At 45.4% G+C, this 11,978-nt stretch carries 13 protein-coding genes and 1 riboswitch; of the genes, 11 read left to right on the plus strand and 2 right to left on the minus strand.

The window, feature by feature from the left end; all coding sequences use genetic code 11:
• Window positions 1-101: 101 nt before the first annotated feature.
• Complete coding sequence (locus ACZ5ZC_RS22205; RefSeq protein WP_074191595.1) at window positions 102-998, minus strand: YvcK family protein; 897 nt, start codon at window positions 996-998, stop codon at window positions 102-104.
• Between the two features lie 175 nt (window positions 999-1,173).
• A riboswitch (molybdenum cofactor riboswitch) is annotated at window positions 1,174-1,308 on the plus strand.
• On the opposite strand from ACZ5ZC_RS22205, the gene moaA reads away from it, so the two are divergent.
• The 11 genes from moaA (at window position 1,297) to ACZ5ZC_RS22260 (ending at window position 11,403) form a co-directional block, all read left to right on the plus strand.
• Window positions 1,297-2,286 (plus strand): GTP 3',8-cyclase MoaA, encoded by a 990-nt coding sequence (moaA, locus tag ACZ5ZC_RS22210; RefSeq protein ID WP_005396649.1) that lies wholly within the window; start codon window positions 1,297-1,299, stop codon window positions 2,284-2,286. Its footprint overlaps the riboswitch before it by 12 nt.
• Window positions 2,287-2,391: 105 nt before the next feature.
• A complete protein-coding gene (moaB, locus tag ACZ5ZC_RS22215) occupies window positions 2,392-2,904 on the plus strand; it encodes a molybdenum cofactor biosynthesis protein B (protein WP_005396648.1) in 513 nt (170 codons plus the stop codon).
• Window positions 2,905-2,930: 26 nt separating this feature from the next.
• A complete protein-coding gene (gene moaC / locus ACZ5ZC_RS22220; protein WP_005396647.1) occupies window positions 2,931-3,410 on the plus strand; it encodes a cyclic pyranopterin monophosphate synthase MoaC in 480 nt (159 codons plus the stop codon).
• Window positions 3,407-3,664 carry a molybdopterin synthase sulfur carrier subunit gene (gene moaD, locus ACZ5ZC_RS22225; protein WP_005396646.1) on the plus strand — a complete coding sequence of 86 codons (258 nt, stop codon included), beginning with the start codon at window positions 3,407-3,409 and terminating at the stop codon, window positions 3,662-3,664. Before moaC ends, moaD begins: the two co-directional genes overlap by 4 nt.
• 1 nt (window position 3,665) lies before the next feature.
• The gene (gene moaE, locus ACZ5ZC_RS22230; RefSeq protein WP_114323293.1) at window positions 3,666-4,121 is read left to right on the plus strand and encodes a molybdopterin synthase catalytic subunit MoaE; all 456 of its coding nucleotides are present in this window, start codon (window positions 3,666-3,668) and stop codon (window positions 4,119-4,121) included.
• Between the two features lie 532 nt (window positions 4,122-4,653).
• Complete coding sequence (locus tag ACZ5ZC_RS22235; protein ID WP_457528823.1) at window positions 4,654-6,330, plus strand: ABC transporter substrate-binding protein; 1,677 nt, start codon at window positions 4,654-4,656, stop codon at window positions 6,328-6,330.
• Between the two features lie 128 nt (window positions 6,331-6,458).
• Window positions 6,459-7,379: an oligopeptide ABC transporter permease OppB gene (gene oppB, locus ACZ5ZC_RS22240; RefSeq protein WP_006742810.1), complete on the plus strand. Its 921-nt coding sequence runs from the start codon at window positions 6,459-6,461 to the stop codon at window positions 7,377-7,379.
• 15 nt (window positions 7,380-7,394) lie between these two features.
• Window positions 7,395-8,297 (plus strand): oligopeptide ABC transporter permease OppC, encoded by a 903-nt coding sequence (gene oppC, locus ACZ5ZC_RS22245; protein WP_005396642.1) that lies wholly within the window; start codon window positions 7,395-7,397, stop codon window positions 8,295-8,297.
• A 27-nt stretch (window positions 8,298-8,324) separates the two neighbouring features.
• On the plus strand, window positions 8,325-9,296 hold the full coding sequence (gene oppD, locus ACZ5ZC_RS22250) for an ABC transporter ATP-binding protein (RefSeq protein WP_005396641.1): 972 nt from the start codon (window positions 8,325-8,327) through the stop codon (window positions 9,294-9,296).
• Window positions 9,275-10,288, plus strand: a complete 1,014-nt coding sequence (gene oppF, locus ACZ5ZC_RS22255) for a murein tripeptide/oligopeptide ABC transporter ATP binding protein OppF (protein WP_464932295.1) — start codon at window positions 9,275-9,277, stop codon at window positions 10,286-10,288. Before oppD ends, oppF begins: the two co-directional genes overlap by 22 nt.
• Before the next feature lie 167 nt (window positions 10,289-10,455).
• On the plus strand, window positions 10,456-11,403 hold the full coding sequence (locus ACZ5ZC_RS22260) for a glutathione S-transferase family protein (RefSeq protein WP_464932296.1): 948 nt from the start codon (window positions 10,456-10,458) through the stop codon (window positions 11,401-11,403).
• A gap of 113 nt (window positions 11,404-11,516) precedes the next feature.
• Here ACZ5ZC_RS22260 and ACZ5ZC_RS22265 read toward each other — a convergent pair whose 3' ends face one another.
• Window positions 11,517-11,939: a DUF7282 domain-containing protein gene (locus ACZ5ZC_RS22265; RefSeq protein ID WP_464932297.1), complete on the minus strand. Its 423-nt coding sequence runs from the start codon at window positions 11,937-11,939 to the stop codon at window positions 11,517-11,519.
• Window positions 11,940-11,978 lie beyond the last annotated feature (39 nt).

Here is an 11,978-nt window from a genome sequence, read left to right on the forward strand (position 1 = left end):
CTGATGAGGCTCTTACACAAAACCCTTCACTTGAGTGAAGGGTTTTTTCATTGCTGACAGCGAGTAAACTTGAAGCTATCCCCTAGCTTTAGAGGGCTTTTTTAAATTGAAAGCCTTAGCTGGCTTTCAATAGCGAGCTTGAGTTTATCTCGGTCGTGACGCCAATCTCGGTTCGACGAAGCTAACGATTCCGTCACTACATTCCACTGGCTCAATACTTCTTGCTCGGTTTCCTCTGCTAGAACCACGTCTATCTTCCTACCTTGGCAGGCACGCTCACACCATTCTAATTTTTGTGCCATGGTCATTCGTCCGGCTGGGCCGTACTCCGGGCTCAAGTTGGCAACGAAAATGACTTTTGCTTTCTCATTGGCGGCAATGGCTTTGCCGAGCTCAGGCAACAGCAAAGGAGGCATGATGCTGGTTAAAAAGCTGCCAGGACCAAGAATAATAGCGTCTGCCTCTGCCAGTGCAGTTACTGCTTCTTTAGTTGCAGGGACTTCTGGTGATAGATCGAGACGGCGTAAATCGGTGTTCATCTCGTCTACATTCGTTTCTCCCGTGACCCACTTCCCATCCACGGATAACGCGGAAAGATCGGAAGGGTGTTCAGACATAGGAAGAATGTTAACGTCGACTTTTAACATGTTTCGAATCAGATTGATGGCATCTAACGGTCTGACCGATAAGTTATCGAGCGCCGTAAGCATCAAGTTACCGAGGTTATGACCATCAAGCTCGCCAGTACCTTTGAAGCGATATTCAAACATCATTGAACTGATCGACGGCTCTGTGATCAGCTGATTAATGCAGTTCCGTGTGTCGCCCCAGGCGATTCCACCTTGGCAGTGACGAATTCTTCCTGTTGAGCCACCATTGTCTGTTGTGGCGACAATGCCAGTTGCATTGCCGCCAAAATCCCGTAGTGCGGCCAACATTCGACCTAAGCCATGACCACCGCCAACAGCGACCACTTTTTTATCCGTGTAGATATTCATTACGTTCTTCTAATAATCTTGTAAAAAACGGCTACAATTTATCTCAAGGAGTGCTTGAAAGGTACTCACTTAGCGGTAAATTGTGTCTCTAGAGAGTTTTTTATCACTCAAGTCTGGATTCCAGTACAAATATTAAGTATTTTACACCGCAAAGCTATCAGAGGTTTCATATCTCTGGTTGCCATAACTCCGAGCTCACTATTGCTAAGTCCGAGGATAAGCGTTTTGAGCCAGTGGCGTACTGTCACAAGGGCATGATTGGAAATGGCCATGCCTCCCGTGTTTGGAAAGGTGTTCCGTGGCGCAACAATTCGAAGACAAATTTCATCGTAAGTTCTATTACTTGCGTCTGTCTGTGACCGACGTATGTAATTTCAAATGTACCTATTGCCTTCCTGATGGCTATAAGCCTTCGGGCAATAAAAACTCGTCTTTTTTATCTCTTCCTGAAATCAAACGGGTCGTAAAAGCGTTTGCTGATTGTGGCACGTCAAAAGTGCGCATTACTGGCGGTGAACCAAGTTTACGCAAAGATTTTACCGACATTATCCACTCAGTGGCGACGACGCCTGGTATCCAAAAAGTAGCAACGACGACCAATGGTTACCGCATGGCGAAGCAAGTCGCAGACTGGCGTGAAGCGGGCTTAACTCACATCAACGTCAGCGTGGACAGCCTTGATCCGCGCATGTTCCATCAAATCACAGGTGAAAATAAGTTTACTGAAGTCATGAATGGTATCGAACGTGCGTTCGAGGTCGGTTATGAGCAAGTAAAAGTTAATGTGGTGTTGATGAAAGATCTTAACCATCAAGAACTGCCAGCGTTTCTCAACTGGATAAAAGATCGTCCAATCCAACTGCGCTTCATCGAGTTGATGCAAACGGGTGAGATGGATGATTTATTCAATAAGCATCATGTGTCCGGCGTAGCAATTCGTAATCAGTTGATTGCAAACGGTTGGCTGCTTAAAGTGCGCTCTCATAATGACGGCCCCGCGCAAGTGTTTGTTCATCCAGATTACAAGGGTGAAATTGGTCTAATCATGCCTTATGAAAAAGACTTTTGTGAGAGCTGCAACCGACTACGCGTCTCTGCGATGGGTAAGCTGCATCTGTGTTTGTTTGGAGACCACGGTGTAGAACTGCGTGATCTACTGGAACGTGATGAGCAAGAAAGTGAGCTTATTGAACGCATCCAAGCGCAGTTACAAACTAAGTCGGTGAGCCACTTCTTGCACGATGGTAATACGGGTATGACGCCGCATCTGGCGTCTATCGGCGGCTAAATCAACTCAAATTTTGTAGGGAAAGCTTATTTATAGGCTAGCTTTCCCTCGCTTTTCTAGAATCGATACCAAACGTATCAAAGTTAAAAGAGAATAGGTGAACACATGGGTCACGCTGAAAGCAAATTTCAACCTGCAAATATTGCCGTTCTAACGGTATCTGACACTCGTACCGAAGAAAACGATACCTCTGGTCGCTACCTTGTTGAACACGCTCAAGAAGCGGGTCACAATGTTGTCGATAAGCAAATTGTTATTGATGACATGTACAAAATTCGCGCAATTGTTTCTCAGTGGATTGCGGACGACAATGTCCAAGCGATCATGATTACTGGTGGTACAGGGTTCACGTCACGTGACAGCACGCCAGAAGCGCTGAAGCCTCTGTTTGATAAAGAAGTAGAAGGTTTTGGTGAGTTATTCCGCATGGTGTCTTACGAAGAAATTGGTACGTCAACGATCCAATCGCGTGCAATTGCAGGTTTTGCGAACCATACAGTTATCTTCGCAATGCCTGGTTCAACAGGCGCGTGCCGCACTGGCTGGACGAAGATTATCAAGCAGCAGTTAGATGCAAGCCATCGCCCTTGTAACTTCATGCCGCACCTATCTGTATAACCTTTCCTAAAAGCGAAGGAAAAACAATGACTCAATTTACCCATATCAACGCGTCTGGCGAAGCTAATATGGTCGACGTGTCTGCAAAAGCTGAAACGGTTCGTGAAGCACGTGCAGAAGCATTTGTTCACATGGCCCCAGAAACCTTGCAACTGATTGTTTCCGGGCAGCATCACAAAGGTGATGTGTTCGCGACGGCTCGAATTGCTGGTATCCAAGCTGCAAAGAAAACGTGGGATTTGATTCCACTTTGTCATCCTCTGTTGCTTTCTAAAGTCGAAGTTCAGTTGGAGGCTATTGAGTCAGAAAACAAAGTTCGTATTGAATCTGTTTGTAAGCTTGCAGGTAAAACGGGCGTAGAAATGGAAGCGCTCACGGCGGCTTCTGTTGCTGCACTGACGATTTACGATATGTGTAAAGCGGTGCAAAAAGACATGGTTATCGGTCAAGTTCGTCTCCTAGAAAAGACGGGTGGAAAATCTGGACACTTCAAGGCGGAATCATGATTAAAGTACTTTTTTTTGCTCAGACTCGTGAGCTGATTGGTATCGACAGTGTCGAATTAGATGATCAATTTGAAACGGTTGAAGCGATTCGCGCGCATCTCGTGGAAGAGGGCGCAGATAAAAATGGTAAGTGGGATTTGGCTTTAGAGCCAGGAAAGCTACTTGCTGCTGTTAATCAATCTATTGTCCCACTTGATACCGAAGTAAAAGCGGGGGATGAAGTTGCATTTTTCCCACCGGTAACCGGAGGTTAAGATGGACCCACGCGTCTCTGTACAAGTTGAAGACTTTTCCGTTGATCACGAATATCAACGTTTATCCGAAGGTACGGCTGCTGGTGCTGTCGTAACATTCATTGGTAAAGTTCGAGATATGAACCTTGGCGATAATGTTGTTGGTTTGCACTTGGAACACTACCCAGGCATGACTGAGAAGAGCTTGAGCGACATTTGCGATCAAGCTGAATCACGTTGGCCATTATTGGGCGTACGCGTGATTCATCGCGTTGGTGACATGGATAGCGGTGATCAAATCGTCTTTGTTGGTGTTTCAAGTGCACACCGTGGAGCAGCATTTGATGCTTGCGAGTTCATTATGGACTACTTGAAAACCAAAGCACCATTTTGGAAGAAAGAACGCACGACGAATGAAGATCGTTGGATTGAGTCGCGCGACACCGATCATCAAGCTGCGCAGCGTTGGGAAAAATAGAACCCACGCCTCATTCTAGTGAAAAAAGCTAAGTGTCAATGGCACTTAGCTTTTTTTGTACTTATCTTCATAATTCTGCTCATTTGACTTCAACACAACCCGTACTCGCTCTGGTGATATTCTTCACAATAAAAGTTTTTAGCCCAATATATAAACAATTATTTGTTAGACTTCATTTGTCATAAATGTTAAATAATATGTAAATATCTAGCATAAGATGCTATCAAATGGTTTAAATGTAGATTAATCGAAAGTTTTGTCTGTGGAATGTCGCTTCTGGTCTCCATTTGGCTGGTGAATACTTTTTGATTAGAGTTTACTGCTAGATATGTGTGGTTTAGTCAGGATTATTGGTTTTTTTGCTACATTTTTATGGCAAATTACTTCAATGATTGCTAATGTGTGCCGCAGTCTTTGTAAGGTTTTAGGCTTTTGTGCTCAGAAAACGCACTAAAAAAATCTAAAACTCTGACCGTTCCAGGCCCTTACAAAGAAGTCATGGATGCTAACGAAAAAATTTGGAGTTTTACGCATGTATAAGAATAAAATCACGCGCGCTTTATTTATTGGTGCTGGTCTTTCTCTCGCTTTAGCTGGTTGTGGCGAAAAGCCTGTAGAGAAACAAGCTGCTGAGCCTGCTCCGGCTCCACCCCCTGAAGCTAAATCTGATTCTAAAGAGCCAAAACTTGCTGCTGTTCAAGAATTGGTGCGTGGTAACGGTACAGAAGTTGCGACAATAGACCCTCATAAATCTCAAGGTGTTCCAGAATCCCACGTGATTCGCGATCTTCTTGAAGGCCTAGTAAACCAAGATGCGGACGGTAACACTATCCCTGGTGTTGCAGAGTCTTGGGAAACTGAAGACAACAAAACATACACTTTCCACCTGCGTGAAGACGCAAAATGGTCTAACGGTGATCCTGTTACTGCAGGTGATTTTGTATACAGCTTCCAACGCGCAGTCGACCCAGCAACCGCTTCTCCATACGCTTGGTACATGGAATACACCAAGATGAAGAACGCAAAAGACATTGTTGCGGGTAAAAAAGACAAGAGTGAGTTGGGTGTTAAAGCGGTTGACGACCACACGTTAGTGGTTGAGCTAGACACTGCTGTACCATACTTTGTGATGATGATGGGCCACACAACAGTGAAGCCTGTTCACCAAGCAACCGTTGAAAAGTTCGGCGATCAATGGACGAAGCCTGAGAACTTTGTAGGTAACGGTGCTTATGTTGTTGACAACTGGGTTGTAAACGAGCGTTTAGTTCTAAAACGTAACGAACAATACTGGGACAACGAAAACACGACGCTTGATCAAGTTACTTTCCTACCAATCGAAAACCAAGTAGCGGAAATGAACCGCTTCCTAGCAGGTGAAATCGACTTCACGAATGAACTGCCTACAGAGCACTTCAAGCGTTTGAAGCAAGAGCATCCAGAAGACGTGTCTGTATCGGGTAACTTGTGTACTTACTACTACATCTTCAACACGAAGAAAAAGCCGTTTGATGATGTTCGCGTACGTAAAGCGATTTCTTATGCGATTGACCGTAATATCGTGACTGATGCGATCCTAGCACAAGGTCAAAAGCCAGCTTATTTCCTAACGCCTGAAATCACGGCGGGTTTCAACCCAGAAATCCCTGCATACGGCAAAATGACGCAAGAAGAGCGTAACGCTGAAGCGGCGCGTCTATTGGAAGAAGCGGGTTACGGCGCAGACAACCCTCTTGAATTTAACCTTCTATACAACACGTCAGAGAACCACAAGAAACTTGCGGTTGCACTGGGTTCAATGTGGAAGAAGACGCTTGGTCTAGACGTTACGCTAGAAAACCAAGAGTGGAAAACTTACCTATCTACCAAAGATTCTGGCAACTTTGAGGTTGCTCGTGCAGGTTGGTGTGGCGACTACAACGAAGCTTCATCTTTCCTAACGCTGATGATGAGTAATAACACTACTGGTGGTATTCACTACGACAGCAAAGAGTACGATGCAATCATGAACAAAGCATTTGCTTCAACTTCTGACGAAGAGCGTCAAGCGCTTTACCTAGAAGCAGAGAAGTTGATGGCAAAAGATATGCCAATCGCACCTATCTACCAGTACGTGAAATCACGTCTACTATCACCGAAAGTTGGTGGCTTCCCAGTCAATAACGCGGAAGACAAGATTTACTCTAAAGATCTCTACATCACAGAGTAATTCGTAACTCGATAGAACTATAAAAATGAGGCTCTACATGTGAGAAATTGCATGTAGCGCCTATCTTTAGTCCAAAAGAATTGGACGACTTCTTTAATTTAACTGTCACAGACTGAAAGAGTGAGTTTATGCTTAAATTCATCGCAAAAAGGATATTTGAGGCGATCCCAACAATGTTGGTTTTGATCACCGTATCTTTCTTTCTTATGCGCTTTGCACCGGGAAACCCTTTCTCGACAGAGCGTCCATTGCCACCCGAAGTAATGGCAAATATCGAAGCTAAATATGGCTTAGATAAACCTGTATTTGAACAATACACCACGTATTTGACCAATGTTATCCAAGGGGATTTCGGGCCGTCATTTAAATACCTTGATTACTCGGTTAACGAGCTGATCGCGGTTGCCTTACCTGTTTCGGCTAAAGTGGGCTTCATCGCCTTTATCTTTACCCTGATTATGGGGGTTACCGTCGGTACCATTGCTGCGCTCAAGCAGAATACTTGGATTGATTACACCATCATGTCGACAGCGATGCTCGGTGTGGTAATGCCTTCTTTTGTATTGGCACCTGCTCTTATCTATCTGTTCTCGCTTCACTGGAATATCTTCCCTGCGGGCGGTTGGCAAGATGGTAGCTGGCAGTATTTAGTGCTTCCTGTCATTGGTATGTCACTACTGTATGTTGCAACCTTCGCTCGTATTACGCGTGGTTCGATGATCGAGACACTGAACAGTAACTTTATTCGTACGGCTCGTGCTAAAGGTCTAAGCTACCGTTACATCATCATCAAGCACGCTCTTAAGCCGGCACTTCTCCCTGTTGTTTCTTACATGGGTCCTGCTTTCGTAGGTATCATCACCGGTTCTGTTGTTATCGAAACCATTTTTGGTCTACCAGGTATTGGTAAGCTATTCGTTAACGCTGCGTTTAACCGTGACTACTCGCTAGTAATGGGTGTAACCATCCTGATTGGTTTCCTATTCATTTTATTCAACGCGATTGTAGATATTCTACTTGCAATGATTGACCCGAAAATTCGCTACTAACAGGGACGTTTGGTTATGTTAACGAAAAAAGAAAACCTAGAAGCGATTGAGAAGTTCTCCGAAAACTTGGAGATTGAAGGTCGCAGTCTTTGGCAAGATGCTCGTATCCGTTTTATGCGCAACAAAGCGGCAATGGTGAGCTTATTCCTTCTTGTTCTAATGACGTTGGCGGTGATTATTCTGCCAATGATCGCACCGCACACCTTTGATGATACTGACTGGTACGCGATGCACGTTGCACCGAATGCTGACCATTGGTTTGGTACTGACAGCCTAGGCCGTGACTTATACGTGCGCACGCTAATCGGCGGTCGTATTTCGTTGATGGTGGGGGTCATGGGTGCCTTTGTAGCCGTACTGATTGGTACGCTCTATGGCGCAGCATCTGGTTTTATCGGTGGTAAAGTTGACCGTGTGATGATGCGTATTCTAGAGATTTTGTACGCGGTACCGTTTATGTTCCTAGTTATCGTACTTGTGACATTCTTCGGTCGTAACATCATGCTGATCTTTGTCGCGATTGGTGCTATCGCATGGCTAGATATGGCGCGTATCGTACGTGGTCAGACACTCAGCTTACGTAGCAAAGAGTTCATCGAAGCTGCACATGTGTGTGGTGTTAGCAACTGGAAAATTATCACTCGTCATATCGTGCCGAACGTACTGGGCATCGTAGCGGTTTACTCTACGCTGCTTATCCCGAGCATGATCCTGACGGAGTCATTCCTATCATTCCTTGGTCTTGGTGTTCAGGAACCGATGACAAGTTGGGGCGCTCTTCTACAAGAAGGTGCACAGACAATGGAAGTGGCAATCTGGCAGCTGGCATTCCCAGCCGTGTTCATGGTTGTGACGCTATTCTGCTTCAACTACGTTGGTGACGGCCTGCGCGATGCGCTGGATCCAAAAGACAGATAATTAAAAGATAAGATTAAGGAAGCAATGATGAGCTTATTAGATGTCAAAGATCTGCGCGTCGAATTCACCACGCAAGATGGTATCGTAACCGCAGTAAACGATTTGAACTTCTCCCTCAACCAAGGCGAAACCTTAGGCATCGTTGGAGAGTCGGGATCAGGTAAATCTCAAACCGTATTCGCAATCATGGGCCTGTTGGCTAAGAACGGTATTATTTCTGGTAGCGCAAAGTTTGAAGGCAAAGAAATCCTAAACTTACCAGAAAAAGAACTGAACAAAGTTCGCGCTGAACAGATCGCCATGATCTTCCAAGACCCAATGACATCGCTGAACCCTTACATGAAGGTAAGTGACCAGTTGATGGAAGTGCTTATGCTGCATAAAGGCATGGGCAAAGCGGAAGCATTTGAAGAATCAGTACGCATGCTGGAAGCGGTGAAAATCCCTGAAGCGCGTAAGCGTATCACGATGTACCCGCATGAGTTTTCAGGCGGTATGCGTCAGCGTGTAATGATCGCGATGGCGTTGTTATGTCGCCCTAAACTGCTTATTGCCGATGAGCCAACAACAGCACTTGATGTGACGGTTCAAGCACAGATCATGGACCTGCTTAATGAGCTTAAAGACGAGTTCAACACGGCGATCATCATGATCACGCACGACCTTGGTGTTGTTGCAGGTTCGTGTGACAAAGTGCTGGTGATGTATGCAGGTCGTACGATGGAGTACGGCAACGTAAACGAAATCTTCTATAATCCAAGCCACCCTTATGCAGAGGGTCTGCTGAAGGCGATTCCTCGCCTTGATACGGAAGGTGAAATTCTGCCAACCATTCCCGGTAATCCACCAAACTTGCTTCGTCTACCACCGGGCTGCCCTTATCAAGAGCGTTGCCATCGAGTGATGGATCGTTGTAAGCGTGAAGCGCCAATTCTGACTCCATTTGGTGATGGTCGTCAGCGCGCATGTTTTTCTGAATGGGAGGCTTGGAACAAATGAACGCAGTAGATAAAAAGCTAATTCTGGACATTTCAGAGCTGAAAGTTCACTTCAGCATTGCGTCAAAATCAGCATGGCCGTGGTCAAAGCCTTCAAGCCTAAAAGCGGTTGATGGGGTGAACGTTCGACTATACGAGGGGGAAACACTTGGTGTAGTAGGCGAGTCAGGTTGTGGTAAATCGACGTTTGCGCGCGCCATCATCGGTCTTGTTGAAGCGACGGATGGCGAAGTAGTTTGGTTAGGTCAAGATCTAACTAAGATGAAAGACGTCCAACGTCGTGAAACGCGTAAAGAAATCCAAATGATTTTCCAAGATCCTTTGGCATCTCTTAACCCACGTATGACGGTTGGCGACATTATTGCTGAGCCTCTTGAAACGTTCTACCCAGAACTGTCTAAGCAGGAAGTGAAAGAGCGCGTTAAAGAGATGATGGCGAAAGTGGGTCTATTACCTAACGTTATTAACCGTTATCCGCACGAGTTCTCGGGTGGTCAGTGCCAGCGTATCGGTATTGCGCGTGCGCTTATCCTTAAGCCTAAGATGATCATCTGTGATGAACCCGTATCGGCGCTTGATGTATCTATTCAAGCTCAGGTTGTTAACCTGCTTAAAGAGATTCAAAAAGAACTAGGCCTTTCTCTGGTATTCATTGCGCATGATTTGTCAGTGGTTAAACACATCTCAGATCGTGTTTTGGTCATGTATTTGGGTAATGCTGTCGAGCTCGGTGAGGCGGAGGCGCTGTTTGCTGATCCTAAGCACCCATATACACGCGCATTGATGTCAGCGGTTCCGATTCCGGACCCGAACATTGAGCGCAGTAAGAAAATCCAAATGCTGGAAGGCGACCTTCCTTCGCCGATCAGTCCACCATCGGGTTGTGTGTTCCGCACTCGTTGCCCACAAGCAACCGAAGAGTGTGCGAAGACGAAGCCAACGATTCAAGGCAACGACGTTCACGCGGTATCTTGTTTGCACGTTAGTGTATAAATTCAGCCTGTGACGGGCTTAAGCGCGACACCTTCATCGGGTCGCGCTTTTTTTATGCATCTGATTTATACATTCGAATTTCTTGAACATGATGTCCTAAGTTCAGTGATTTTCTGTTTGATAGGAAACGCTAATATAGACATAAACAGAATGAGAGGAGCGCAATCATGGGTAAGTTGGTCGAAGGTGTTTGGCATGACGTCTGGTATGACACAAAATCAAATGGTGGCAAATTTGTGCGTGAAGATGCCGGATTCCGTAACTGGGTTAAAAACGAACCTGATGCGGAGTTTAAACCAGAGTCTGGTCGATACCATTTGTATGTCTCTCTTGCTTGTCCTTGGGCACACCGAACGCTCATCTTCCGCAAGCTGAAAGGCTTAGAACCACATATTGATGTCACGGTTGTTTGCCCTGATATGTTAAGCCAAGGCTGGCAAATGGGGCTTCCTGAGCCACTATTTGGTCACACTCGTATGCACCAAATCTACACGCAGGCCAAACCAGATTACACAGGCCGTGTAACTGTGCCTGTGCTTTGGGATAAAAAGACCAATACGATCGTGTCGAATGAGTCGTCAGAAATTATTCGTATGTTTAACACGGAGTTCAATGCGTTAACAGGAAACCACGATGACTATTATCCAGAACAGCTAAAGCATGTTATTGACGAGTGGAACGATTTTGTTTATCCAAACGTCAACAATGGAGTGTATCGCTGTGGTTTTGCGACCACGCAAGAGGCATATGAAGAAGCATTCGATTCTTTATTCGCTGCGCTAGATAAAATCGATTCGCACCTATCGACGCATCGTTATTTAGCGGGGAATACTATTACTGAGGCTGATTGGCGTTTGTTTACGACTCTGGTCCGTTTCGATGCCGTGTATGTGGGCCACTTCAAATGTAATAAGCAGCGCATCGCAGACTACGAAAATATTCAAGGATACTTAAAAGAGCTGTATCAAGTCGAAGGCGTCGAAGAAACCACGGATTTCTACCATATTAAACGTCACTACTATTTCAGCCACACTGGGATTAACCCGACGCAAGTCGTACCCAAAGGGCCTGATTTAGACTTAAACTCTCCTCATGGAAGAGAAATAATTAGCTAGTTTGCTACCTCCATCAGAAATGAAAAAGTACTTAACGGTTAGCAATATCGTTAAGTACTTTGATGCCAACTAAATACTAGGAGCAGGAGAGTGACTCTTAAGTGTGCGCTCGTCTACTTAGCGCGTACGACGTCCATCACTAATTTTCCGTCGACTTTTACAGGGCCATCTTCTTTGGCTCCGAGTGTATATTCAAATACGCCAGTCTTCATTCCCCCTTTTTCTCCGTGGACCATTAGCATCAGCATGTCGCCAGACTCAACCGGTTCCATCAAAATTGCATTCACGTTCTCATTCTGTCCCATCTTTAGTGGGGCATAGCCGATAACAGGGCCAGGCTTCATTGATTCGTCCGTTTGGTGGACGACCATCCATCCGTTGTCGTCAGCATGAGCCATTTTTGCGGTTACCGTTCCTCTGGACATATCTTGATCAACGCCTTTAATGCTTGGGGCAGAAAAGCTGAATGAAGAAAAACTGAACAGAATTGCAGCTAAACCAAGCTTTAGCAGTGAGTTGTTGATGGGGTTGTTCATATGTATTCCTTACTTATGTGTGAGTTTGCTTAATAGCAG

The sequence above is a fragment of the Vibrio sp. JCM 18905 genome, from assembly GCF_055393305.1.